Source organism: Mesorhizobium sp. WSM4837 (assembly GCF_055811435.1).
This window is the reverse complement of record NZ_JBVVQE010000001.1, coordinates 210,935-234,831: the sequence shown is the minus strand read 5'-3', so window position 1 is coordinate 234,831 and position 23,897 is coordinate 210,935. Positions and strand designations below refer to the sequence as shown.

19 protein-coding genes and 2 pseudogenes are annotated in these 23,897 nt (G+C 57.3%); 10 read left to right on the top strand and 11 right to left on the bottom strand.

Features of this window, described 5'->3' with window-relative positions:
• Positions 1-52: 52 nt before the first annotated feature.
• Complete coding sequence (locus AC0L3D_RS01055; RefSeq protein ID WP_287175328.1) at positions 53-526, bottom strand: phosphatidylglycerophosphatase A family protein; 474 nt, start codon at positions 524-526, stop codon at positions 53-55.
• 325 nt (positions 527-851) lie between these two features.
• On the opposite strand from AC0L3D_RS01055, the gene AC0L3D_RS01050 reads away from it, so the two are divergent.
• Positions 852-1,478 carry a CDP-alcohol phosphatidyltransferase family protein gene (locus AC0L3D_RS01050; protein ID WP_353682297.1) on the top strand — a complete coding sequence of 209 codons (627 nt, stop codon included), beginning with the start codon at positions 852-854 and terminating at the stop codon, positions 1,476-1,478.
• A gap of 66 nt (positions 1,479-1,544) precedes the next feature.
• Here the strand turns inward: AC0L3D_RS01050 and AC0L3D_RS01045 are convergent, their stop codons facing one another.
• Positions 1,545-2,219 carry a protein-L-isoaspartate(D-aspartate) O-methyltransferase gene (locus AC0L3D_RS01045; RefSeq protein WP_473627424.1) on the bottom strand — a complete coding sequence of 225 codons (675 nt, stop codon included), beginning with the start codon at positions 2,217-2,219 and terminating at the stop codon, positions 1,545-1,547.
• 569 nt (positions 2,220-2,788) lie between these two features.
• On the opposite strand from AC0L3D_RS01045, the gene AC0L3D_RS01040 reads away from it, so the two are divergent.
• Positions 2,789-3,781 (top strand): glycosyltransferase family 2 protein, encoded by a 993-nt coding sequence (locus tag AC0L3D_RS01040; protein ID WP_473627423.1) that lies wholly within the window; start codon positions 2,789-2,791, stop codon positions 3,779-3,781.
• Positions 3,782-3,957: 176 nt separating this feature from the next.
• On the opposite strand, the gene AC0L3D_RS01035 is transcribed toward AC0L3D_RS01040, so the two are convergent.
• Positions 3,958-5,256, bottom strand: a complete 1,299-nt coding sequence (locus AC0L3D_RS01035) for a polysaccharide biosynthesis/export family protein (protein WP_287279774.1) — start codon at positions 5,254-5,256, stop codon at positions 3,958-3,960.
• Positions 5,257-5,378: 122 nt separating this feature from the next.
• Between AC0L3D_RS01035 and AC0L3D_RS01030 the strand changes: the two are divergent.
• Positions 5,379-5,520, top strand: a pseudogene (locus tag AC0L3D_RS01030) (molybdate ABC transporter permease subunit); the annotation flags it as partial.
• 465 nt (positions 5,521-5,985) lie between these two features.
• Entirely contained in the window at positions 5,986-6,192 is a 207-nt protein-coding gene (locus AC0L3D_RS01025; RefSeq protein WP_353818970.1) for an exopolysaccharide production repressor protein, read from the top strand.
• Positions 6,193-6,266: 74 nt separating this feature from the next.
• Here AC0L3D_RS01025 and AC0L3D_RS01020 read toward each other — a convergent pair whose 3' ends face one another.
• Positions 6,267-6,518: a hypothetical protein gene (locus tag AC0L3D_RS01020; RefSeq protein ID WP_473642738.1), complete on the bottom strand. Its 252-nt coding sequence runs from the start codon at positions 6,516-6,518 to the stop codon at positions 6,267-6,269.
• Positions 6,519-6,748: 230 nt separating this feature from the next.
• Between AC0L3D_RS01020 and AC0L3D_RS01015 the strand changes: the two genes are divergently transcribed.
• Complete coding sequence (locus AC0L3D_RS01015) at positions 6,749-8,617, top strand: Wzz/FepE/Etk N-terminal domain-containing protein (RefSeq protein ID WP_287279772.1); 1,869 nt, start codon at positions 6,749-6,751, stop codon at positions 8,615-8,617.
• A 271-nt stretch (positions 8,618-8,888) separates the two neighbouring features.
• Here AC0L3D_RS01015 and AC0L3D_RS01010 read toward each other — a convergent pair whose 3' ends face one another.
• The 5 genes from AC0L3D_RS01010 to AC0L3D_RS00990 form a co-directional block, all read right to left on the bottom strand.
• Positions 8,889-9,992: a glycosyltransferase gene (locus AC0L3D_RS01010; RefSeq protein ID WP_287279770.1), complete on the bottom strand. Its 1,104-nt coding sequence runs from the start codon at positions 9,990-9,992 to the stop codon at positions 8,889-8,891.
• Positions 9,993-10,270: 278 nt separating this feature from the next.
• On the bottom strand, positions 10,271-11,236 hold the full coding sequence (locus AC0L3D_RS01005) for a glycosyltransferase family 2 protein (protein ID WP_287279768.1): 966 nt from the start codon (positions 11,234-11,236) through the stop codon (positions 10,271-10,273).
• Positions 11,233-12,513 carry an O-antigen ligase family protein gene (locus AC0L3D_RS01000; RefSeq protein WP_287279766.1) on the bottom strand — a complete coding sequence of 427 codons (1,281 nt, stop codon included), beginning with the start codon at positions 12,511-12,513 and terminating at the stop codon, positions 11,233-11,235. Before AC0L3D_RS01000 ends, AC0L3D_RS01005 begins: the two co-directional genes overlap by 4 nt.
• A gap of 640 nt (positions 12,514-13,153) precedes the next feature.
• Complete coding sequence (locus AC0L3D_RS00995) at positions 13,154-13,855, bottom strand: class I SAM-dependent methyltransferase (RefSeq protein ID WP_287279764.1); 702 nt, start codon at positions 13,853-13,855, stop codon at positions 13,154-13,156.
• Positions 13,856-13,960: 105 nt separating this feature from the next.
• Complete coding sequence (locus AC0L3D_RS00990) at positions 13,961-16,021, bottom strand: hypothetical protein (protein WP_473642736.1); 2,061 nt, start codon at positions 16,019-16,021, stop codon at positions 13,961-13,963.
• 711 nt (positions 16,022-16,732) lie between these two features.
• Here AC0L3D_RS00990 and AC0L3D_RS00985 point away from each other — a divergent pair.
• On the top strand, positions 16,733-17,575 hold the full coding sequence (locus AC0L3D_RS00985) for a hypothetical protein (RefSeq protein ID WP_473642732.1): 843 nt from the start codon (positions 16,733-16,735) through the stop codon (positions 17,573-17,575).
• 520 nt (positions 17,576-18,095) lie between these two features.
• A complete protein-coding gene (locus tag AC0L3D_RS00980) occupies positions 18,096-18,788 on the top strand; it encodes a class I SAM-dependent methyltransferase (RefSeq protein WP_287279759.1) in 693 nt (230 codons plus the stop codon).
• A gap of 157 nt (positions 18,789-18,945) precedes the next feature.
• Here the strand turns inward: AC0L3D_RS00980 and AC0L3D_RS00975 are convergent, their stop codons facing one another.
• Positions 18,946-19,800: an oligosaccharide flippase family protein gene (locus tag AC0L3D_RS00975; protein ID WP_473642734.1), complete on the bottom strand. Its 855-nt coding sequence runs from the start codon at positions 19,798-19,800 to the stop codon at positions 18,946-18,948.
• Positions 19,801-20,050: 250 nt separating this feature from the next.
• On the opposite strand from AC0L3D_RS00975, the gene AC0L3D_RS00970 reads away from it, so the two are divergent.
• From AC0L3D_RS00970 to AC0L3D_RS00960, 3 genes and pseudogenes are all read left to right on the top strand, one after another.
• Positions 20,051-20,893 carry a hypothetical protein gene (locus AC0L3D_RS00970; RefSeq protein WP_473642732.1) on the top strand — a complete coding sequence of 281 codons (843 nt, stop codon included), beginning with the start codon at positions 20,051-20,053 and terminating at the stop codon, positions 20,891-20,893.
• 105 nt (positions 20,894-20,998) lie between these two features.
• Entirely contained in the window at positions 20,999-21,685 is a 687-nt protein-coding gene (locus AC0L3D_RS00965; protein WP_287283546.1) for a class I SAM-dependent methyltransferase, read from the top strand.
• Between the two features lie 388 nt (positions 21,686-22,073).
• Positions 22,074-22,217 (top strand): annotated as a pseudogene (locus AC0L3D_RS00960) (IS66 family transposase zinc-finger binding domain-containing protein); the annotation flags it as partial.
• A 405-nt stretch (positions 22,218-22,622) separates the two neighbouring features.
• Here AC0L3D_RS00960 and AC0L3D_RS00955 read toward each other — a convergent pair.
• The gene (locus tag AC0L3D_RS00955) at positions 22,623-23,888 is read right to left on the bottom strand and encodes a polysaccharide pyruvyl transferase family protein (RefSeq protein ID WP_287283547.1); all 1,266 of its coding nucleotides are present in this window, start codon (positions 23,886-23,888) and stop codon (positions 22,623-22,625) included.
• Positions 23,889-23,897: the final 9 nt, after the last annotated feature.

Here is a 23,897-nt window from a genome sequence, read left to right as displayed (position 1 = left end):
GAAGGAGGTCTTTCTTCGCGCTGGGTGGCAGGTGAAGACTGAGTTGTCCTCCTTACGGCAAACGGTGAATCAAATCGTTCAGCAAAAGCAGCGACGCACCGGCGAAGACAGCCGCAGCCGCGTCGTCCAGCATGATGCCGAGTCCACCCCTTACCTTCTCATGCACGATGCCGATGGGCCAAGGCTTGGCGACGTCGAAAAACCGGAAAGCAAGGAAACCTGCTGCCCACCAGACCGGGTCTAGCGGCAGCATGGAAAGCGTTGCGGCGGTGCCGAAGGTCTCGTCAATGACGACGATCTGCGGATCCTCCGTCCTGGTATGGGAGACGACATGCGACGACGCCCATACTCCCACGGCGAATAAGCCCATATAGGCTAGCACGATCAGCCAAGGCGATGCAGGTATCAGGACCGCGGCAACAGCCACTCCGACGCCTGCGCCGGCGGTGCCTGGCCATACCGGAGATAATCCCGCGCCGGCAGAGGTCGCGAGCAGGTAAGCAAACCTGGGCAGAAATCTACGCATGGCGTTTCGGACGGCTTCCCGGTGAATTGCGAATATGCGTTGTATCAGTCTTTCCGGTTACTGCCGCTAATGCATGTCGCGCAAAAGCAGGCCTGACCCGAGGGTGCGCAGCGGTTTTGCGACAACGACGTGCGTAAAAACAAGAACTTGAAGCGCCTCGCATGAATCCATTCAGCCGCGACGCTTAGATCGCCAGTCGATTTGCGACAGCGGACACAGACGGACATTGCGCTGACCACCTCGATCGGCGCCGACCGGCTGGAACGAACCCTCAATTTGCCGGTTAAACGTCGCGGGGCGACATCATCGGAGGAGCCAAGTCATCATGATCGCCGGTCTCATGAAACGCCGTATCGACCCGCTATGGGAGCACGCCGCCTCTCCGCTGATCGGGATCGGCATGACCCCGAACCAGGTTACGTCAGGCGGGCTGGTGCTCGTCGCCCTGTCGTGCGCCGCCTATCTGTACCACCAGTCAAGCCTTGCCTTTGGCCTTTGCCTGGCGTTTGCGTTCACCTTCGACGCGCTCGACGGGGCGGTTGCTCGCCGCAGACATATGAGCACCAAGGCGGGTGGCTATTTCGACGCCATGGCCGACCGTTATCAGGAATTCGCCGTGTTTGCGGCAATAGGCTGGGTCGCCGATATGTGGGCAATCGCCATGATCGCGTTCGCCGGCGGACTCCTCACCAGCTACGCCAAGGCGCGGACTGCGATCGAAATCCCCATAGAAAACCAGGCATGGCCGGATTTCTTCGAACGGATGGAACGCCTGGTGTTCATTTGCGTGCTGTTGGTCGCCGACGGATTGGCGACCGCCATGGGCGCCGCTTCGCCCTGGATTCTGGCGGGCGGGTTCGCGCTGTACGCACTCGTGGCCAACGCGACAGCGCTGCAACGGATCAATCGCGCATTTGCGATGCTCAAACGAGCCGACGCGAAGCAGCCGTGAGACGGCGAAATCCCATAAGGATGAGGCGCCTAGCGCTCCCTGCGTGCCTGTTGTCCGCACCCCTCGTTAGACCGTTTCGAGCCGGCTGAACCGAACCGGGATGATTTTGCGGGTCTTCAGTTGTCCTGCCGAATCCTTGTCGATGACCGTCAGCAACTGCCCTTGTTCAGGGCCTACAGGCATAACCAGGCGGCCCCCCGGCTTGAGCTGCTCGAGCAAAGCCGGCGGCGCCCGCCCCGCCGCGACGCTGACCAGGATCTTGTCGAATGGAGCGTGCTCGGGCCAGCCGCGAGAGCCGTCCCCGACACGAATGCTGACATTGGATAGACCGAGGTCCTGCAGCAGAGCCTCGGCATGGCTTGCGAATTCCTCGATGATTTCGACGCTCCAAACCTGCCCGGCGAGTTCCGCGAGGATTGCGGTCTGGTAGCCCAGGCCGGTGCCGATCTCGAGCACCGCCTCGTGCGGTTGGAGGGCAAGGAGATCGGTCATGAGTGCGATGATGAACGGCTGCGAGACGGTTTTGTCGAAGCCGATCGGCAATGGCATGTCCTGATAGGCATAAGGCGCGACCGAGCTTGGCACGAACAGATGGCGCGGCACCCGCTGCATCGATGCCATCACCCGTTCATCGAGTGCCGCCTTGCCGAGCTCTTCGCTTGCAAGGTCGGTATGGATTGCAATCATCTCGACCATGTGCCTGCGCAGCACTGCGAGGTGCTCTTCGTTCATTGGCTTCATGACCGTCAGGCTTTCTTCAACCAGGCTTGCTGCCTGATACGCTTATATCCTGTTCGTCACAGCAACGCCCGTCATCGTTTCCAGTTGCGGGTGGCCTACGGCGACCGGAGGTAATTTTGGCGTTGCGTCTGGTCGATATCGGCGGCGGCCCGAGATCCGGTGCCATGTAGCCATAACGGTATGTCCTGGCTCGCGGTGATTTGAACCATGAACGGCTGAATTGCGTGCATGCGTGGGCAGCCGGCGATCTCGACCGGGGCGTTGTCGTTGTAGTGGTGGACGCCTGTTTCACCGATGCGACTGCTGCATGGCTTCGGCAGCGGAATGCCGTGACGAGCGGTTCGGGAGGTTCCTCACGCACCTACGCAATCGGAGTTCTTAAATATCCAGCTAAAGTCCGGAGGCCGCTACTTATCGCCTCCAGGAGTGCTGAGTGGAACTCGCCGGGGGCCTCTGCCTTGCCGCTCGGCCGTCGTGGTTGAATCCTCATCAGCTAAAGTAGTGAAATCTGATGGAACTACCGGCCCTGATGTGCCATTTTACCACGTCGTGAGAGAAGACGAAGGCAAATGAGCCAGCACAATGCCACTGTGATAGGCATCGTGGTGCCCATGTTCAATGCCGAGAGAACCATTCTCCCGACGCTGACCAGCATCTGCCAGCAGAGCCACCAGGCGCTGGACATTATCGTAGTGGATGATGGGTCGACGGACCGGTCCGCGTCAATCGTGGCCGCCTATGCCGAGCAAGATCGGCGTATACGCCTTTTCAGGCAGCCGAACGCGGGTGTTGCGCACGCACGCAACAGCGGCGCCGCTGCCACCGATGCGGAGTTTTTAGCGTTCGTGGACGCGGATGATCTTTGGGCTCCATCCAAAATCACACTGCAACTGCGCGTCCTGCAGGAAGGAGGCTCGTCAGCTGGTCTGGCATATTGCTGGTTTGCGGAGATCGACGAGGACGGTCGGATATTTTCCTTCAAACAGCCCGATGCTGAGGGGCGCGTGCTGCAACGCATGTGCAGAAACAACTTTGTCGGTAACGGAAGTTCGATGCTTGTACGTCGCTCCGCATTCGAGCGGGCAGGACAGTTTGATCCTTCCCTGAGGGCGAGGAACGCACAAGGCTGCGAAGATCTTCTAATGTGCCTCAGAATAGCGGAGAATTACGAGTTTCGTATCGTGCCCCAACATCTTGTGGGTTATCGGAGGACGATCGGCAACATGTCGAGCGATGTCATGCAAATGTTTCGTTCGTATGAAATTGTCCTAGCCGAGTTTCACGAGAAATATCCGCAATTTGGGAGCGATCTCAATGCCCATCTGCTTGACACGATCAATGCGCTTGCCGTGAGAGCTTTGGTTCAAGGGCGGCTTTCCGCAGCCTGGTACCTGTCGAAGAAGCTCTTTGTCCTGGAGCCGCGCACGGCCATTTCACGTCTGCCTCACACGGTCGACGTCTTCTGCCGGGGGCTGGTTCCTCGCTGGATCAAGGTTCGAGTGAACCGGATGCGAAACGCCGAGTTTCGGCCTCTTTATGAAAAGATTTATCTGGAGAGGTGAGCGCGTCCCCTGTTCGGACCTACCGAGCCGGAGCTGTTCAAGCTAGATGCTTGATGCCAGGCTTTGGCGGCGCACGCTGCCCGGACCCTGAGCGGCCACCAGAACGATCTTGGCCCGGACCACATTTCCATAGGACACGTGCAACTGCGCGCCGCCTCTATGCAATACTTAGTTACTTAGTTCGCGACCGCCGCTCCTGGTGCGGCCTTCAGCGTAATTGTGATGGTGTCTCCCGGAGCAAGCAGAGTATCTTCTGTCGCCTCGGTCGTTGCTGCCTGTCCGTCAGTGGAGCGGGTTACACCGATCGTAATTCGGTCCCCTTCGCCTACAAGGTCGCTGCGCATCTGCATCACGTAGGCGATTTGTTTGGTCAATGAATCCATCTCAGCGCGCATTTGCGTCATCGCCGCGCGTTCAGTCTGCAGTTCAGCCAACAGGTCAATTCGACCCTGGTCGATAAACTTATCAAGACTGCGCTGCAAATCCCCTTGGTCGCGTTCAAGTCGAGCGATCTCAGCGTTGGTTTGCAAAGCGCGGGTCGCTGACAAGAGCACTGCGCGTTGAGCATCGTTGACGCTCGTGATCTGGATCAGACCTTTTTCGAAGAGCTTCTTGAGGCGATCAAGTTCCGCCGCATCTGTGGCTGCGCCCGCTTGATCCGCCTTCTGCTGCTCCTTCAGGTAGCCCATTCGTTCCGCCGCCTTGGTTGTGGCCAACTTAATCGAAGCGCGCTCCTTCTCCTGATCCGCATAGACAGCTTCAAGATGCTTCCCCTCCTGCTGCAAAGCTTCGTCGCGACGAGGCTCGAGGCTCGAGTCACGTTCTGCGTCCGGAACCTCAATCGCTCTGGCGCCGCTCAGCTGCGCCTCTATGCGAGCAGCTTTGAGTTCGCTTTCCTGGTACTTGATGCGCAGAATGTGGAGGCGGCCGCCAAGGTCCGCTGCTGTCATTTCAGGGTTTTCAAGCTCACCGCGACCGAGTTTGTAGCCGCCGCCAGCCGCCACAGCTTGTCGGACAGTCATTCCTGGTCTGAAGGGCTGAATCCCGGGAGAGGCAATGTCCCCGTCAATATAGACGGGTCGGTATTCCTCAATATCAACAATAATCTGATCTTGGTAAAAACCAGTCCAAGTCTCAGTGCCGTCGGCGGATCGTTGCGGAAGGGATTTTGGTTTTAAAACCTCAATTACCTCCTTGCGAACATCCTCTATTGTCTTCCCGAGAACCTTTAGGGGGCCTAGGACCGGCAACATAATTACACCGCTTTGGTCGATCACAGCTCGCTTTTGCATCTCGGGATAGCCTATGACAGCGAAGCCGATCACGTCGCCAGTCTGCAGACGGTACTCGCCGACACTGTACTCTTCTGCTAGGGCAAGGCCATTCGACAGATTCGCGTTTGCGAACAACAAAAACACGCATGCGAGCGCAGCGCAGCTGCCTGCCCGCATCCAGCGCACCGATCTATTCAACATTCGCGATCACCCCGCAATGCTTGAGCATGATATCGACGCAGACCTTTCTCACAATGCCATTCTTTTGAGGCGAATTTACGCTCTGAACAACGGCAACAAGGCAGCCGATGTTCCGAAATCGCCCCACCCTGATCATCATCCGGCTGTGAAGAATACAACTATCCGGCGGCCACCGCGATCGCGGCGATCATGGTTTTGCTATCGTTCGCGATGCTCCTGGTCGTCAATCTGGCGCAGTCGTGGAGCCGCAAACGCTATGGCTGACGTCACCATCGTGTCGCCGATCGGAAGCGACACCGCCGGCCAGCGAGCAGCCGGTCGCGCGCAACCTGCTGATGGCGGTCGCGTTCGTCGCGGCATTGGCCTGCCTGAGGCGGCGCCGCCATGTCCGCCGCTCGCTAAACACGGAAGCTGCGCGGCGGACACACCAACGTCGAAGCCGTCCCATTTTGCTCAACTTGACGCACACAACGCGACTCAGCCTCTGCCTAAATCCAGATCGCATGGCAGGGCCAGTCCGTGTGGCAACCTCTCTTGGCCGCCGAACGGGAGTTGGTCGCGCCTGGAAGCAAGCGCGTCCGGGCATAGGTTGGGGCATCTTTATTCGCACCTGCTAATATATTGATCGCTCTGACCCGTTCCGATATGTTATGATGGTTAATGCGCTGAGGCTGGATAGCCAAGGAGCGCGTCACGCCAGCGGCTGCGAGTGGGAAGGCGATTTCCTTTTTGCTTTTTTTGCGAGGGCTTATCATAGTACTGTTGGCATTCGCCATCAGTATATATTTGCTCACCGCCTCCCCCTGGGTCACGTTTGTCCAAACGTTAATTTGTGGGATCTTGATACAGATCGGGTACTTTGTTGCTGTCATGCTGCTAGTGTGGCGCTCGGTCTCCAAAGAATCGGAGACTCCCAAGTCACACATCGCGCGATGAGTCCGAAAGGGAGCAACTGCCGAGCCACTTAGAAAGTGAGGCGGGCCACTCTCCGCCTTTATAGGCTCTGGCTGCTAGAGCAGGCCGATCAGCAAGATCACACCCCACACCACGAAACAAAATGTGACTGCAACCTGTCTCATGCGGGCAGCGGAGAGGCTTTCCGCGAGGCGCCAGATGCGCGCAGGACCCTTGAGGTGATCGTTATCGCGCGTCTGTGATCGACGAGCCATTCCTGTTTCCCGCAGGACAGGCTCAACCGGAGCCTGGAATCTCTTGCTCAGATGTTTTGCCATTTGGCAATACGACTCAATTTCTTCCTTCAATTGGAGCTTACGACATGCAGCGGAATTGCGGCAGTCCGCGTGAGGTTTCGTTTATTGCATCGAGGTTAGGAGTTTCGCCTTTAGCGAAGAGCGGGCTGTGCCGCCCCGAGCGGTGCGCCTGTGCTCCGCGGGCGTCGATACTGAATTTGCAGACATTTAGTCAGATAATGTGGTATGGAATTTGTCACTACCAATGCGCTGCCAGTCTCATTCCACGGGTTTGAAGGCTTATGCTCCGCGAAGTTGAAAAGCACCCGGATTCTGCCTTTCCATTCGGCGATCCTCAGTGGGGAACGATTGATCTCGAAACACTCTTGGCGGCAGCGCAACGGCAGCTGAGGTTCGTCCTTACATGCGCGCTCGCAGGACTTGTGCTGGGGCTGGCGTATCTCTGGGCCGAGGTGCCCTTGTACGAGTCGACCGCCAGAATCCTGATCGACAAGAACCAGCCATCCGTCGTGACGGAGTTAACAGAGAGCGGAAGCTCCGCACCGGTTGACCCGATGATGCTGAGTCAGGTCGAATTGTTGCGTTCCGACCGCATCGGGCTAAAGGTCGTTGACAGCCTCGGTCTTGCTACCGATCGCTCTTTCTTGTCAGCGCCATATTCATTGCTCAACAGTCTCACGGGATCGGTCGCTCGGTGGCCATTCATCGGCAGTTCCGAAGCAAGCGGAGCGCTGGTGAAATCGAGTGCCGCGCGAGGATCCGATCCTCGATGGCAGGCATTTGGCATTCTGGCTGAGAATATAACCGTAGCTCGTGTAGGGGATTCTTACGTTCTGGAAGTCCAATTTCGGTCGCCTAGCGCCGAAATGGCGCAAAAAGTAGCCAGTAAGTATGCAGAAATCTATATCTCTGACCAAGTCGGAGCCAAAGACGAGTCGATTATCCGAGCTCGCGGCGCACTGGCGGAAGAGGTCGAGACGGTGCGGAAGCGATCGGTCGATGCCGAGCTCGCAATCCACAGGTTCCGAAAAGACAATACGCTTACCAAGGAAACGCTGGTTACCTTGCGCCAGCTCGAACTTGAGGCGTCCTCTCTCAAGTCGCAATATGAACAGGTCCTGCAGCAGTACCAAGCGAGCCTGCAGAACCTTTCGATGGCGTTGACGGAGGCGCGGACTATCTCGGAGGCACCAAACCCCAGCAGACCGAGTTCTCCGAACAGCAGTCTTACGTTGGCGTTCTGCGTCGTGCTCGCCGGCATGGTTGGCGCCGGTGTGGGCGGAATTCGGGAGTACCGGGAGCGCTTTTTCCGCACGACGGCTCAAGTGCGCGATGAACTAGGACTTCAGACGCTCGGAATGATCCCGTTGCTGGACGGGAAGCCAATTCGCCGAAACAATCACGATCGTGCGGCCGGAGAGCCGTCATTCATCGAGGTGGGGAACAGCGCTTTCAACTGGGTAGAGCAACATCCGCGCTCGGAATTCGCTGAAACGATGCGAACTGTGAAAGTCGCTGTTGACGTCGAGTTACCAAGGAAGAGCACCAAGGCGCTCGGCATCGTTTCTTGCCTCCCGGGAGAAGGGAAGTCTCTGGTCGCTGCTAATTTAGCGATGGTTCTTGCTATGCAGCGTTGTAAGACGTTGTTGATCGATGCCGATATCCACAATCCGGGCTTGTCCCCCATGTTAGCCAACGGCTGGGAACGAGGCCTGGCCAACTTGTTGGCTGGAGAACTCAATCCGAGAGATTTGCTGGCCCATCAGTCATTGCCATTGAGGTTCCTGCCCGGCGTGAACCAGAGCCAACAAAAGCTCGCAAACACCATGCAGCCTATCGAGAAAATGGGCGACTTTCTGCTCAAGGTCGGCCCTATGTTCAATTACGTCGTCGTTGATTTGCCCCCGTTGGCTCCAGTCGCGGACGTGAGGTCCTTTGTCCAGCACCTCGACGGCCTTGTTCTGGTTGTTGAATGGGGTGTGACCGCTCGTACATTCGTGCGCGAAATCCTCGACAACAACCCGATCCTGGCGGATAAATGCATCGGCGTTCTGCTCAACAAGGTCGATATGAAAAGAATCAAGCGGTACCAAAAGTTCGGCAGCGCCGAATTTTACAGTGAACGCTATAGTCAGTATTACCAGGCCTAGTTGTGGAGCAGGCATTGTTTTTGTCTTGAGCAGATAGCCCAAGGAGGCTTTGACGAACAAACTCCGTCCGGGCTTATCCGCGCGAGCCGCAGGATGGTGTTCGTCGGCAAGGACCGGCGATACTTCGTCGCTTCCTCCAGCCGGTGGGCTGCGCGCTGGCGTCGGACTGGGAGAAGGGCCAGGTCGAGAACCATGTCGGACAGGTGGGATGCCGAGCAGTCGGAATTCACGATCGGTCCGGCTATCCTGGTCGCCAGTGCTTTGCTGGTCATTACATTCCGCCACCCAACACCGCCGTGGCGCGGACACGCAAAGCATCCTGCGAATAGGCCTCCAGCATATCGTGTCGTGCCTGTATTCCGATCTCTCTGCGGAGCGTTTCATCGCCCGCGAGCAATAACACTTGGGTCACCGCCATCTCCGCTGAGGGCACAGTAAGCTTCAGCATATTCTCTCCATGCTTCCCGTAATCCCGAATACCGCCGACGTCGGTCGCGATCACCGGAAGCCCGACAAGCATCGCCTCCGCGACGACGATGCAGAACCCTTCCGTATCGGACAGATTGATGAACATGTCACGATCACAGGCCCGCTCGAACCAGCGTGCGACATATCCATGGAAATGCACGCGATCTCGAATGCCGAGCTCATCCGCCTTGCGCGAAAGCGCCTGCCGTTCCGGCCCGTCGCCGTAAAGATCGAGGCTTACCGAAACGCCGCGGTCTTGGAGCATTCGGATGGCCTCAATCAGGCGGTCAAAGTTCTTTCGCGCCATAAGGCGTCCGGCTGCAGCAAGGCGCAAGGGTGTGTGAAGCGCGTAGTCGCGCTTGTGGGAGGAAGCCTCATCGGCACGAAACAGAGGCACCACATGCGACCGGCGCCTGCGGGGCAGGAAGTATGCTTGCGTCTCCTGCAGCGTATTTTCGCAATCAGCCCAGATTTCGTCGACACGCCAGGACAGCGCCTTGAGCACAGGGCCATAAACGCCTTCGGCACGCCGGGAGCGGTAACGGGCGATGTGCTCGAATGAAACGCAGCGAAGCCGAGGAGCGAACATCGCAACTAGCCGTCCCAGGAGATTGGCCTGCTTGAGCGACAACACAACCATATCCGGCCGCCACTCCCGGATGAGGCGCAACATTACAAAGAACGTGCTCACGAAGATGCGCAAGGAAGGCACTTCGCTCTGCGACGTCAGGATAAGATTGTGCTCTCCGATATTTGCGGCGATTTCATCGGCAAGAGCCCCGCGACCACGGCAACAGGCTAGAATCTTCAGCTCGTGGCCGCTGAAAAATCCTGCTTGCAGCAAGGTCAGCAGCCCATGCTCGGCGCCACCGGGATCGAATCCGTTGATGAAGTAAAGAATTCGCATGTGATAGTGAAGCGCTCCGATTCTCTTGCCCTCGTATTTACTGTCGCAACTAACCGCCCGATCTTGTGTGGAATTCTCCTGCGCTTGTGGTGAGGGCTCAGTGGTGGGGTCTGGACACCTTTCGAGTTCTTACCCGCATTAAGAGCGACTTGGCGACCGCGGAGAGCTCTGATTTCGCCTCCGTTATGGTCCTGTGTCGCGGTACAGAATAATCGCTATGGAAAGATTCCAGGGCTGCCGCATGAGATGCTCGAACTCTCGCCATTCCGCCAGCATCATTAAGAGCCGTCAGCAAAGTCTTTGCGCAAGGCGCGGTAGAACAATAGCTTGGCTGCACGGCGCACCTGCGGATCCATGCCCCTCGGCAGGGCGCAAAGAAAAAAGTAAACGTACACCCGCCATGACAATGGATTGTGCCACATCGCGCGAATGAGCAAGCGCGCTCCGCGTTTCTTTTCGCCTTGAGCCACGCAATCATTGCCCGCCTTTGCGTACAGACGCGCGTTGCGCCGACGCGCGAGGTGCGTAAGCTCCGGCCGCCGCATGACCCATTCTCGCGTGACGCCTTCGCCTACCGGCAGAAGCGCGTCGAGTCTGCGGGTTATGTTCGAGCCATGGCGCCGTTTATAGACGAGTGCTCCGGCCACATGTTGAAATGTCCAACGCTCGGCTGCGCGCATACAAAACTCTGTATCCTCTCCAGCCCTGAACGCCTCGTTGAATACCCCGATATCTTCGACCATCTCCCGCCGCATAACCATACTGGAAGGAACAATCGGCCCATCAAGCAGAAAATATGTCGGCAGCGTATCGCGTTGGTCCGCGCGATAGCGGCGCACGGCGACGTGTAGAGCATCGGACAGATCCGGAGCGGAAAAATCGACAAAATCGCCATAGACAAGACCTGCCTTGCAGCCATTGCCCAAGACGGCTAATTGACGCTCAAGCTTGTCCTCGGCCCAGAAGTCATCGCCGTCGAGAATTGCAATAAGGTCGCCGGCAGCATGTCTGATGGCAAGATTCCTCGCCGATGAAAGCCCGATACCGGCCGTCGTCAGGACATGTATGCGCGGCTCCCTGCGACCCAGCGATGCAATCACTTCCGACGAGCCGTCCATCGAGCCATCATTGACAATGATGATCTCTTTGATGTGGCTCGACGCGGTCTGATTAATCACGCTTTCCACTGCCTGCACGATGAAGCGTTCTTCATTGTGGCATGTCATGATAACTGAAACACTCATCTCGTGTTTCCTGCCAAGGGGCTCCCGAGGAATCGGGGATGTCTCATGCTCCCGGGGTGGCTCCTCCGCGTCCTGCGCAATGATAGACAAAGCCCGTGCCGCGTCAATTCAGGCAGGAGCGAGACAAGACTCAGCGTGACGAAAGCTCGTGTGCCGGAGGCTTCTGTTCCAACGTAAAAGGCGCAGGGTACAAGAAGCACGAGGGGCAGAAGCCGTGCCTGGGCCGCTCCGATCAATCCGTGAGAAAGGGCCCAGCTTAGAGTACGGCTTAAGCGAAACCATGCAGCAATCCATATGAGAATATAGAGGCTGAGCCCAATGATGCCGTTCTCGGTGAGGATGCGTTGAAACTCGCCATGTATCCCCAGCCGCAACTCGCCAGGAAGTCCGCTGAAATCCGTATCGATAATATTCTTGAATTGGTTCGTACCCACGCCCATCAGTGGATGTTCGGAGATGAGTTGTCTGGACAGAGTGAAAGCAAACGCGCGCTGGACATTGCTCGGCGTGTCGCCAGGGGCATATTTCCCCGTCGCAACCAGATATTCGTATTGCCCCATGCTCAGCGGATCGAGAATGGTCTGCATTTGCTTCTCGACATAGGCGTTATCCATCGTGGTCGATAACATGAAAAGACCCACGAAGCCGGCGGCGATCGCCGGTACCATTGCAGCGAGCCGTCCGCGCATCAGAAGCGCAGCGGTCAGAAAGAGACAGATCAAAAACGCCTTGCGTTCCCCGGATAGCAGGAGCAGGGGAAGTATCCCTGCCCATGCAAACCAAAGGCCGCGCCGCTTGGCCCGTTTGGCGAAGAGGAGGAGCCCCGCGAGCGCAATTGGAAGGAAGGTGAATACGAGCTTTGGGTCGGCCAAGTGCTTCCAGCCGACCGAGTAGCCATGAGCCACATGCCAGGTGATCGTATAGGCGAGAATCAGCACCATGCCGAAAAGCAAGATGTTGACGGCCTTCTGCGTCTCGAGCCATCTAGCCTCCTGTGCGATGGCGAACGCAAAGGCGCCCACAGTGGACATCTGCAACAGCTCGCGCAGGCCGTTCTTCGCGTCTACGCTGAAGGCCGAGACCAAGTGCCAGCCGAAGAAGGGCAGGAGCAGCAGAAAACCGACTGAAAAAGCCAAATTTCGCCAACGCCCCGTCGCCAGGCCAATGATGAGCGCCAGCAATACGATCACCTCGAACGGACGCAGCAATACAAGACCCGTCCCGAGCCTGATTGGCAGGAAGAGGCTCAGTATCGCGAATGTGAGGAGATAACGCATCACAGCCCCCTCGCGGCGCGATATTCTTTTAGCATGTTCTCTTTCCCGGAAACAGAACTTGTTGGATGTATCAATGCCAGCCCGCGGAGAAACACTTCACCCTCCAGCCGACGACCCCATCGTTCCGCCCGCTGTGGCAATCGCATATCGAAGAGGTTTCCGCCTGTTGGGAAAGCTCATCCTCCTCGGCTGCGGGGAGGCTTACTGGTGGCAGAACTCATCAGCAGTCCGACGAGAGTGGTGACGCATCCCGACGGCGTGCGGTCGATGCGGGCTAGCCGACGGTCTCGCTCTCCGGTGTCCAGGCTTCTGGCTGGTTGAGCAACAGAGACCGCGCGAACATGGCAGCGAATTTTATGCCCGGTATCCCGCGAACTGAGCTCATAGCTTGTGCCGGTTTCGTCCACGATCGGAACGCCGTCGCGATACCAGAGACACTCTATTGCGACGCAATCACGTTCGATACGACAGTCAGCTCTTGGACTGGTGAAGCCTCGCCCGAGAAGACCGGCAATGCGCTGAATTTCGGCGGGACATCAAGGGGGATGGGTCCGCGCAGGACTCAGTGCACTCATTCAGTCCGCAGAAAGCCTTTGAGAAAAGCAAGGGACATATCCGTGGCGGTGGTTCCAATTTCACCTCAGATACGATCGCTCGTGCTCATCGCCCGGAAGCACATAAAAGCCTGAGAGTTTAGGGCCGGGCCCAAGCCCGGAAATGGAGAATATCCGATCGAGATCGGGGCGAAGCGGCAGGCGAGTCTCTGTCGAAGCACCCTGTAGTCAAACCCCTTGTGATCGAGATAGGCGCCGGACTTGCTCCGTGGGACCTGTTGCCAGAGAATTGCCGCACGGAATAGCTCCCGGGCGCTGTATCGCCATCGCGACTTGTTTATGAAAACGGCGTTGGGGTACTTGAGCAAGAGAATAGGCCCAACCATGATGGGCACGGAGATGATCAGAACTCCACCAGCCCGAAGAGAGCGCTCACAGAACGAGATGAACTCCTCTAATACGTTCTCGTCGACATGCTCGAGGGTTTCAAAGGCCAGCACCGCGTCTAGTACCTCATCAGGTATCTCTCCCAGGCTCCCTACCGGCGTGAACGATGGGGCTTTTGGCGCCACATAGGGATCATAGCCGTAAAGCGGTCCTGACCAGCCCCCGCCGGCCAGCGTGTTAAGAAAGTCGCCATTGTTGGATCCGTAGTCGAGGATAGCGCTGCTTGGAGAGAGATGTTGCTTCACAAGTCGGATACCCCTTTCATGCCGGCTTCTCTGCGCAAACCGTGCAGCCGGGTTGGGGCTATTCACCGTCAAGCGATCATAGGCGGACGGACTCATATGTTTCTCCCGGGGCGAAAAGGAACTAAGAGGAGACCCTGCCGCCTGTCCTTTTTGCTCGGGCAGATGATGCCATAGTCAAGCCGCGAAAGCTCATTTGCACGATTACCTCTCTACGACGTCCGCTTCGGCTGTCCAGGCTTCCGGCTGATCAAGCAAAGAGAGCGCACGCACTTGGCACCGGATCCTGTGCCCAGCATCCCTTGCATTGAGCTTGTATGTTGCAGCAGTTTCGCCGACGATGGGAACTCCGTCACGATACCAAAGGTACTCCAGATGCGACGCTGGCACATTCGGTTGTACGCTCAGCGTGCTTCCGATTGAGGCAGAGCCGGAAAGCTCTGGCAATCGCGCGAAGCCGGCAGGCACCTCCGCAAGGTCCGACTCCTTCTGGCGGACCCGAATATAGTCTATGGCCATGTCGTAAGTTTCGGATGGATCCGGCAAGACTCCGCCCCTGCCGGATCGAAAGCCCAAATCGACCATGATGTATTTTTGCGCGGCAAGCTCCAGTGTCGTCGGGCAACGTGCCACTTCATAGCCATCAATCACGAAGTATGTGTAATTATCTTCGATCTGGGCGTACCACGTATGAAACTCGCCGTCATATATGTCTATCGCGTTGGGGAAGCCGTTTGATTGGTCGATCGGGTAGCCGGCGATCTTCCTGCGCACGTCAGCGGCGGCGATTTGGGGATCGGGATAGGCAAGCGCCGGCTTATGCACATGCTGGCTGATATTGATCCACGTTCCGTCCTCCGCCCCATATTCCCAAAAGTCAGTTTCCAGACGATTCCGCGTCCGCCAAAACAGGTGCTCCTTGCCATAGGCCCAGAAGGCAGGAAAGAAGCCCGGGCGCGGCGCGGAAAGCTTGGGGAACTTGGCGCGGATCTCGAATATTCCTTTTCCCCACCACCGACCTTGGCCGTTGTTGTTGACCGAAGAAAACGCTCCGGTCCGCCAAACCTTGTTGTGGACGAGACGGAGCGACAGCGTGTGGCTCTCGGCATCGTGAATGTATGAAGACGGCGTCCCGGAAATCCGCTGTGCCTTCGCATCCCCGCCGATATTGGTGAGGTGCGTCGGCGCGAACCAGCCGCTGCTCTGTGCGCCTGTCAGATCGTCGACAATGGTGTTGGTCTCGAAATCGTCGAAGAACACCGTCGTATAGCCGCTGATATCGGGCGCCGCCTGACCGCGATGGGCTTGGTTCGTCCTTGTATCAACCGCGGCCCAACTTGCCCAAGCCTGCGAATCGAAGGCATAGCGCGCGGGATTGTCGCTGGCATCCACCGCCGAAGGCGGGCTCTTTCTATGGGGATGATCGTCGGGCAGGTCGGCTTGCCTGCCGGCGCGCCACATGGCCCAACCCACGAGCTTGTCGATCTGCGCATCATTGAGTTCGCTTTGCCCGATGATGACGCAATCGATCGCGACATCGGCCCTCATCGGCTTATTCACATCGCCCATGAAGCTCTGCGGTTTCATCAGGTTGGGTTTCAATGCATGAATCGCCTGGCCGGCCGTCTTGACCCCATTCACCACAGCCTGCATCACGAATCCGCGGCGGTACCCGACCATGACATTCCAGTCGTCAAAATCGGTCGAGTACTGCCCTTCCTCGCTCTTGAGCTTGCCGTCATGGAGCCGCGAAACGAATGTGCCGGCCGAGGGCTTGAAACAGACCTGGGGCTGGCGATGCACCGGGCCACCCTCCGCGCCATTGACGCAAAGAACGGAAACGTTATCCGCACCGGTGCTGTTCACCGAATGGCACCGGGCGATCACGAGCCACCACCGGTGGAGATAGGGGGCATCCTTATCGACTGGCCAGGTCAACGCCTGTTTCGTGCCCTTCTTGAAGAGGACGCCGCCGTTATTCGGAAGCTTTGTTGGGCGCAGGGAGGGCCCGGCTTGCACCGCAGCCACCGGCTTCACGCCGCCGGATTGCCACGAGGAGATTTCGCCTTCGGCCAGATCCTCCTGAAACCAGGATTTCACAATCATTTCCGGGAACAGACCAGGACGCCAGGAGTCAGCTTCCGGCAGCGAGCCTTGCGCCGGGCCGGCGGCCCGAGCATCCCATCCCGAGCGACCGGATGCGGTCAGCACAAGGGCGGCGCATGCGGCCCGTGCCAAATCCCGGCGAGAAATGCGGTTGGTCATTATCGTGTGCCTTACATATCTCACATCGCGCCAATATCCGCTGGTTTCGAGCTAAGGCTGCACAACGACGCCCGTTACCGATTATTGCGCTTCTCCTCGCAAAAAACAATTCGCCGCTTTAGTTTGGCTTTTCAATGACGCCCTGCGGCGCGCCGAAGGGCAACAGAATCCTTCGAAACGGAGTGGTCTGCGAGCATCGAGATACTATGGAACGAGCCGTTATCGTCATTCGTTCGGTCCAGGGGGCTCGAACATACGGGTCAACATGAACGCTGCCTCTCTCTCTCTCTCTCTCTCTCTCTCTCTCTCTCTCTCTCTCTCTCTCTCTCTCTACCGTAAGATGGCCGCAGACAAGTTCTGGCAATTCTGCTACAAGGCGCTTAGCTTGCTCCGAAGATCTATCCGCGCGCCGGAACCCACTTGGTCAGGTCGTCTCCCGCGAGTTCAATGTGATGAACTTCGCCCGTCCTAGTACCTCTTTTCAGAAATCGGATTTCCCATGCGTTTTCGTGTGGTACGAGTAGCGCTTGCAGTGCTGTCCGGCACGCGGCGATGACGCGGGCGCGCTCCTGACGATGGTCGACGACCAAAAACACGCGCGCTACGGGTACAGTGACGCGAGCCTTTACGACGCGAGGGTTAGGAAATACTATCGCCCAATACACTCAGACAGGTCAATAGCGCACCGAACCGCAATCCCTGGACCCCAGAATGGATCGAGCCATTGTCATAAATTCCTTCGGCCGCGGCGGGTCGAACATTCTGGCGAATATGATCGGCTCTTCGCCCGGCGTCCTCATGACCTTCGATGAGTTTTGGCAGTTCTACTACAACGGCGGCTGGAATCTTCCTCCAAAGGTCTATCGGCGTCTGGGAGTCCGGGCGGGCAAGCTTGCCTCCAGGTCAGTGTTCTACGCGAAGCGATTTCAGAAGCGTCTGGAAAGGAGCGTCCAAGCGTCGATCGCCGCTGACTACCAGCTGCGGAAGGAAAGGGGGCTCGATCTCGCGCTCGCGCGCCACGTCCTCTTCAAGGTGACTGAGTACGACATCTTCCTGAACTCTGAAATCGAGAAGCAGTTCGAAGAGACGATCTTCGTCGGGCTGGTGAGGAACGGCTACGGCCTTTGCGATTCATGGAACCGCCGAGGGGTGCCGGCCATGATGGCGGGACGAGTCTACGGCCACATTGCCGGCAAGATGCTTGAGGAACAGGCTGCCAGAGACAACTACTTGCTTGTCAGGTTCGAGGATATGGTTGCCCATCCTCTCCGTTTTCTGGATCGCCTGTACGGGCGCCTGGCGCTGCCGCGGCCCCGTGAGGACGCCTATATTCACAAGCCAAAGAGCTACGGGCCCGGTCAGGAGGCCGCCGCGTCTGCCAGTCGCACCATGCGCTTAGTGGACAAAAGCTATTGGGCGTCACTCCTGGCCGAGAACATTAATGCTGCTGCGATCGAGCGACTGACGAGCGAGGACCTGAAGGACTTCAACAGGTACGGCTCCGGTGTCATGGAGACCCTGTACGAGGTTCGGTGGAGCAGCCCGGGCCCCTGAATTCGCAGAGGGTGGAGCAAACGACGAGGCGAACGGTGCTAACGATGAGGGCCTGTGGCGACAGGCCCTCGCACACTGTAACTAGCGGATGGGGAATGCTCGCCGATGCGTCCGAATGAAGCCAAGCACGTTCAGACGATCTTGGCTTCGCTTCCGAGCGAAGCAATGAATCCCTGCCTGAATATCGGCTCCTCGACCGCCCACTTCCGGACGGTGGAACAGCCCCACGTCAATTTGGTTGAAGACATGCTGAAGCCGGCGCTGCAAGAGCAACTGGGGTCGCTCCATCCATCCGCGGTACTGCACCTACTACCGCAGGGCAAAGGGGCCGCAAGCGTGGCTACGTCTCGGGCGGATAGTGGGACTGGAACAGCATGAACATCCCGGTTATCATCCCGGTCCGGAACAGAGCGGCCGTTATTCTGCGCGCTAGAGGGCGCGCTTTCGCGAGGCCTGCCCGAAGGGCGCTTGGACCACCAGCCAGTTCACCGTATGCTATTGATCCTTGGAGTGTTGGTAGATGCATTCAAGATCCGATACGCTCTATACAGGTCCAAAAGGCGCGCAATATTTTGAGCAGCGGGGCAGTAGCCGAACCGATACCGTACAGAAATCTAGAGCAAGGCTTTTTGAGGATTTCAGCAGCCATACGGATGTCGTTCTGGATTTCGGCTGTGGGACAGGCAGTATCCTCTCGTGCTTGCCAGCGGTGAAGCGAATTGGCGTGGAGATCAACGAGACCGCTGCTAAGCAGGCGTCTGCACATTTGGACCTTGTTGTTGGCTCACTTGCGGATATCCCCTCCAGCACGATAGACAAAATTATCAGCTATCACGCTCTCGAGCATGTCGACAGCCCTTCGACGGTGCTCCGAGAAATGTTGCGCGTCCTAAAGCCCTCTGGCGAGATAAGGGTATTCGTACCGTGCGAGATGCCGATCATTGCTCCGCAGCATCGCTCATGGTCAAACAATCCCCACATGCATCTGCATTCGTGGACCCCGCTCACCTTGGGCAATCTGTTTACGGTGCTTGGCTTTGAGGTGACTGCGGCCCGCATGCTTTCGGGTTCTGAAGGTGGAAGGCTCGGTGCGCTCTTTCCGAAGGACTCGGCTCTTCGTAAAGCTGCGGCTTTCTTAAAGGCATGTCGGACGGGAAGGTTTCATACGGCGGTCACCGCGCGCGCTCCTGCTGATTTACAGCACGACAGTTAGAATCACCGTGAAGGGTGGCATTCGGTCGTAAGTCAGCGTGGAATCCAATTGAGCCATGCTGCTTTCTTGGACGTTACGGCTTGCAGGACTTCCACTCCGCATTTCCCGAACAGAAGCGAAGCTCTCAAATAGAGAGTAACGGCAGATAGCGTGCCTATCATAAAAGCGCCGATCGCCAGCACAAGATAGTACGGCGAGCCGGCGAACAGCATCCTGATCGCAGAACCGGCAGCGTAGATGACGGCAGAAAGACAATTGGCGGGATATGGACGAGCACGAAATCCACGAATGGCAATCCGGTCATGCGGCAGCTAATGAAGGAATAAAGGACGAAAGTCACTAGAATGGCACCCGACACCGCCGCCGCTGCCGCACTCACTCCGTAAGGCGCCGCTAAAAATACGAATGATGTGACAAGCGCCGCATGGAAAATCTGCATGGACGCGCTGCGGTAGCCACTGCCTGTGGCGAGCATAACGGCGCCGCATAATTTAAATGCGACCCGGAAATACATTGCCGCGGAAAATACTGCAATCGGAACCACTGCGTCCACCCATCTAGGGCCGGACATTGTCAGTACGATCTCCTTGGCGAAGCAGCACAGGAACGCGCTGGTTGGTAGAGTGAGGGCTGCGGTCAAGGCATAGCCCTTCAGCTGGGCGCTGCGCAGCCTGGCCTCGTCTGTCTGCACTTTTGACAGCAACGGGAAAACGACCGTTCTACTCAGGTTTCCGAATAGATTCGCCGGCATTGCGATTAGAGTGAACGCCCTCGTGTAGATGCCAAGCTCCGCGGTCCCGAGCAAACGCGCGACGATGATCTTGTCCATGTATTGGCCGCCGAAGGCCAAAACTCCAGCCAAGGAAAATCCCAGGCTCTGCGTGCGGATCTCGCGGTAGGACTGCAGGTCGAAGCGTGGCATGGCGAGATATTGTCGCGCGGTGATCAAGTAAATGCCAGAAAGAAAAATTGCCTCGGCCATGGCCGCGATCACCAGAGCCCAGTAGCTCAATCCGAGCTAGGCAAGCGGAATAGCCAAGCCGATTTCCCATGCGTTTTCGTGTGGTACGAGTAGCGCTTGCAGTGCTGTCCGGCACGCGGCGATGAAGCGGGCGCGCTCCTGACGATGGTCGACGACCAAAAACACGCGCGCTACGGGTACAGTGACGCGAGCCTTTACGACGCGAGGGTTAGGAAATACTATCGCCCAATACACTCAGACAGGTCAATAGCGCACCGAACCGCAATCCCTGGACCCCAGAATGGATCGAGCCATTGTCATAAATTCCTTCGGCCGCGGCGGGTCGAACATTCTGGCGAATATGATCGGCTCTTCGCCCGGCGTCCTCATGACCTTCGATGAGTTTTGGCAGTTCTACTACAACGGCGGCTGGAATCTTCCTCCAAAGGTCTATCGGCGTCTGGGAGTCCGGGCGGGCAAGCTTGCCTCCAGGTCAGTGTTCTACGCGAAGCGATTTCAGAAGCGTCTGGAAAGGAGCGTCCAAGCGTCGATCGCCGCTGACTACCAGCTGCGGAAGGAAAGGGGGCTCGATCTCGCGCTCGCGCGCCACGTCCTCTTCAAGGTGACTGAGTACGACATCTTCCTGAACTCTGAAATCGAGAAGCAGTTCGAAGAGACGATCTTCGTCGGGCTGGTGAGGAACGGCTACGGCCTTTGCGATTCATGGAACCGCCGAGGGGTGCCGGCCATGATGGCGGGACGAGTCTACGGCCACATTGCCGGCAAGATGCTTGAGGAACAGGCTGCCAGAGACAACTACTTGCTTGTCAGGTTCGAGGATATGGTTGCCCATCCTCTCCGTTTTCTGGATCGCCTGTACGGGCGCCTGGCGCTGCCGCGGCCCCGTGAGGACGCCTATATTCACAAGCCAAAGAGCTACGGGCCCGGTCAGGAGGCCGCCGCGTCTGCCAGTCGCACCATGCGCTTAGTGGACAAAAGCTATTGGGCGTCACTCCTGGCCGAGAACATTAATGCTGCTGCGATCGAGCGACTGACGAGCGAGGACCTGAAGGACTTCAACAGGTACGGCTCCGGTGTCATGGAGACCCTGTACGAGGTTCGGTGGAGCAGCCCGGGCCCCTGAATTCGCAGAGGGTGGAGCAAACGACGAGGCGAACGGTGCTAACGATGAGGGCCTGTGGCGACAGGCCCTCGCACACTGTAACTAGCGGATGGGGAATGCTCGCCGATGCGTCCGAATGAAGCCAAGCACGTTCAGACGATCTTGGCTTCGCTTCCGAGCGAAGCAATGAATCCCTGCCTGAATATCGGCTCCTCGACCGCCCACTTCCGGACGGTGGAACAGCCCCACGTCGACCTACTCGTGTTTCGGCCGCTTCGCGAGCGCGGGGTACGTATCCTCAATATCGATATGAAGGAAGAGGAGGGAGTGGACTTGGTTGGAGATGTACTGGATCTGGCCTTCCAGGAGCAACTGAGGGCGCTCCATCCCAGGCTCGTCATGTGCTGCAACCTGCTCGAGCATCTGTTTGATCCGGGCGCATTTGCCGATGTCTGCGCCAGTATCGTGGAGCCTGAGGGTCTCCTGCTGGTCACCGGCCCGTACAGCTACCCCTATCACCTCGACCCCATCGATACGCTCTACCGGCCAGCCCCCGACGAAATCCGTCGCCTCTTTCCTGATTTCACCTGCCTGCAAGAGGCCGTCGTTTCGGACAGCACCTATCTGGACGATCTTCTGAGCCAGCATACATTACCGGAGCTGATCCGGCTGCTTACCCGGCATGTTCTAAGTTTTCCGTATCTCCTTCTTGCTGACTTTGAGCGTTTCAAGGCTCGCTATCATAGATACTTCTGGCTCTTTCGACCCTATTCGTCGACCGTGGTCTTACTGCGTCGCCCTGCTTACGGTTGATTAGTAGATGATTGGTATCACCACGTAGAAGACCCCTTCAATCTTAGAGGACGAAGATCGATGTTGAATATATACAACGCGCTTGAATTCGGGATGACCACATCGGCAAAGTACTATGATAAGAAGAATTCCAACGGAAAAGCTTCTATCGCTCGCGCGACTCAGATCCGTGACAAACCAGAGCTGCAACTCGCCTACTTGCATTAAGATAAATATTGTTCTCATTACAGAGGCGACCTGAGCCAGACTGCGCGATCCCGATCCCGCGAACGAGGCTATTCGGAAAGACTGGTGCTAGTCACTGCGTGACTGCCTCAAAGGTGTTTTCTAACTTGGTTTTTCCTGTCAGACAGGATTGGAAACGACCGTGCGCAACGCCTTAAGTAGGCATGTGATCGGCGAGGAAACCTTGCAGGGGCTCGAGGTGATCCCGGCGCAGTACCGGGTGATGGTGACGCGCCGTCCCAAATATGCCTGCCGAGCCTGCGAGCAGGTGGTGGTGCAAATTCGCGCATCTCAGAGTCACATCGAGAAGCTGAGAGGAAGATCTTTGTATTCGCACGGTGACGGCGCCTTGTCATCGCCGAGCTGAGTTTAGAGAACGCAAAGTGAGCATGCTGGGCGGCTGGAGGTCGAGACTGGATGCCGTCGCCGTTGGTCGATTGGAGCGAAGCTGCGGATTGTATCGGAGAGCCCGCATCGCGTCGCTGATCGAAACCTGGAAATTGGAAGGCGGCGATCCACGAGCCTACCTCGCCGACGTACTCACCAAGTTCGTCAACCTCTGGCCACCTCGCGTCTCGACAATAAACTCGCGGGCTGACACCAGCTCTGATCCAACTTCAAGACGCCGGCGCCGAGGCAAAAGAGCGCTTACTCAGGTCTTCTCGCCGATCACCTGCATAGGTGCCCGACAACAGGTGGACACGCGCCCAACCTATGCAAGCGCAAACAACGGTGCGTACGCCACTTCTATCCTTCTCAGCTGTTGGGAAATTGCGTTTGCACCAGCCGATGAAATCGAAGATCGCTCCTCCGATAGGCACCGTGCTAGCTTGGCAAGGACCCGATCAGACCAACCAGCCTGCTGCAATCTTTCAGTTTCGAGCGGATAATCCAATTGGCGAAAGATCGCTGATAGTTTGAAGACCGACGGTTCGATGCTAACGACCGGGACACCCTCGCAAAGCGCCAAAATCGAAGCATGCAGGCGGCTGCTGATGACGGCATCGCATTTTCGGTATATGGACCGAAGCTGCTGATATCGAGGCTGGTAGTTGATGACCGTGGATTTATCGATCATCCGACTCAAGCGTCTGGCGAAAGCCAAATCGCGATGGATTGCATTCGACACAAGAACGATGGGACGCCCGACCTTATTCAGACCTTCTGCCAGACGCGCCCATTCATCCACGCCCTGCATAGCCCCCAAGCCATTAACTGCAAGCCCGATCGCCCCGCGGGGTATGGCGCTTGCAGCCTCCGGCACCGATATCTGTGAGGCCAGAAACACCATATCTGGTGCCTCATGAATAATCGAATTGCGCACGCCAAGATCTATCGCAACTTCAACCGATTTTGCGTCGCGCACGCTCAAATAGCACAGGTTCTTGTATACATGAGCAATCAAGGCACCGAGAGCATTGTTCCCGATCTCGAGGCTGTGGTTGATTGCGACAGTCTTCTTTCCGCTTAACTGAGCGATTCGAAGCAACAGAAGCAACCGCATCACCTGATGAGGATCGCCGGTTGGACAAATTTCCCCTGCGGGATTCCAAACGACTAAATCGGAAGTACAACAAGCTGTCACAGCGGTTACAGGAACTGATCTCTCGATTAGTCGCATGCCGGCCAATTTCCTACGCAATGCCAGCTTATGCTTTACTCTTCGGAAGGGACCACGACGCTCCTTTCCCGTCTCGTCAAGCTTGACCAAATCTAACTCAGCTTTCGCTGGCAAAGGCGCGTCCTCCCTGCGAAATCGCAATGTCAGCGCGTGAGCTAGTGCGTCAAACTCCTTGATCGAACCTCCACCGATGCCCCTCAGATCAAATTGTTCGAAAAAGCGTGGGTAACGATCAATAGCTCGAACATCCGCAGCAGGAAAACGGGATGTTACGTACCGTATGAACTCTGTAGAGAGTCCCTCATTGCCCGCATTTTGCGTATGAAGACGAGTTATAAGAAGAACACGAGGTCTCATATTAGTCCC

Coding starts and splice junctions, on each gene's coding strand:
- AC0L3D_RS01050 (WP_353682297.1), top strand. CDS start 852: ATGATCGCCGGTCTCATGAAACGCCGTATCGACCCGCTATGGGAGCAC.
- AC0L3D_RS01015 (WP_287279772.1), top strand. CDS start 6,749: ATGCTCCGCGAAGTTGAAAAGCACCCGGATTCTGCCTTTCCATTCGGC.
- AC0L3D_RS00970 (WP_473642732.1), top strand. CDS start 20,051: ATGGATCGAGCCATTGTCATAAATTCCTTCGGCCGCGGCGGGTCGAAC.
- AC0L3D_RS01040 (WP_473627423.1), top strand. CDS start 2,789: ATGAGCCAGCACAATGCCACTGTGATAGGCATCGTGGTGCCCATGTTC.
- AC0L3D_RS00995 (WP_287279764.1), bottom strand. CDS start 13,855: ATGAGTCCGTCCGCCTATGATCGCTTGACGGTGAATAGCCCCAACCCG.
- AC0L3D_RS01035 (WP_287279774.1), bottom strand. CDS start 5,256: ATGTTGAATAGATCGGTGCGCTGGATGCGGGCAGGCAGCTGCGCTGCG.
- AC0L3D_RS01010 (WP_287279770.1), bottom strand. CDS start 9,992: ATGCGAATTCTTTACTTCATCAACGGATTCGATCCCGGTGGCGCCGAG.
- AC0L3D_RS00955 (WP_287283547.1), bottom strand. CDS start 23,888: ATGAGACCTCGTGTTCTTCTTATAACTCGTCTTCATACGCAAAATGCG.
- AC0L3D_RS01045 (WP_473627424.1), bottom strand. CDS start 2,219: ATGAAGCCAATGAACGAAGAGCACCTCGCAGTGCTGCGCAGGCACATG.
- AC0L3D_RS00980 (WP_287279759.1), top strand. CDS start 18,096: ATGCATTCAAGATCCGATACGCTCTATACAGGTCCAAAAGGCGCGCAA.
- AC0L3D_RS01055 (WP_287175328.1), bottom strand. CDS start 526: ATGCGTAGATTTCTGCCCAGGTTTGCTTACCTGCTCGCGACCTCTGCC.
- AC0L3D_RS01005 (WP_287279768.1), bottom strand. CDS start 11,236: ATGAGTGTTTCAGTTATCATGACATGCCACAATGAAGAACGCTTCATC.
- AC0L3D_RS00965 (WP_287283546.1), top strand. CDS start 20,999: ATGCGTCCGAATGAAGCCAAGCACGTTCAGACGATCTTGGCTTCGCTT.
- AC0L3D_RS00990 (WP_473642736.1), bottom strand. CDS start 16,021: ATGACCAACCGCATTTCTCGCCGGGATTTGGCACGGGCCGCATGCGCC.
- AC0L3D_RS00985 (WP_473642732.1), top strand. CDS start 16,733: ATGGATCGAGCCATTGTCATAAATTCCTTCGGCCGCGGCGGGTCGAAC.
- AC0L3D_RS01000 (WP_287279766.1), bottom strand. CDS start 12,513: ATGCGTTATCTCCTCACATTCGCGATACTGAGCCTCTTCCTGCCAATC.